Annotated in this window: 1 protein-coding gene; it reads right to left on the bottom strand. The window is 25.2% G+C overall.

The genetic code is table 11. The features are described 5' to 3' along the window. Nucleotides 1-412 (bottom strand): ABC transporter transmembrane domain-containing protein (locus J1M64_RS18625; protein WP_241261778.1); only part of this gene is annotated, 412 nt, incomplete at both ends.

Here is a 412-nt window from a genome sequence, read left to right as displayed (position 1 = left end):
GATTTAGCCTTATCCTCCATCAGTTTTTGATTTTTCTTTTTAAGATGATCAAAAAACAAAATCGCTAGACATGAAAGTAGCAAAATCGGGAGAATAATTGTTAAGAAAAGAATGTTATTTGTTCTATATAAAATAACTCCTAATCCCAGTATTAAAATTATATCAATTATTGCAGTAACAAAGTTATCACTAAAAAAGTCTTTAATATATATACCATCATTGAATCGAGAAATTACCTCTCCATCTTCTCTGTTTTCAAAAAAATTAATAGGTAATTTTGTTACTTTATTAAAATAAACATTTGACATCTCTTTATCAACTTTGTAAGACAATTTTATTATCAAATATGATCTTACAAAATCGAAGATGCACCTTATTAAGACCATACTTATGAATATTAAAGTGATTGTGA

The sequence above is a fragment of the Dietzia sp. KRD202 genome (genome assembly GCF_017168155.1).
Lineage (GTDB): Bacteria > Actinomycetota > Actinomycetes > Mycobacteriales > Mycobacteriaceae > Dietzia > Dietzia kunjamensis.
This window is presented reverse-complemented; position numbering and strand designations above follow the sequence as displayed.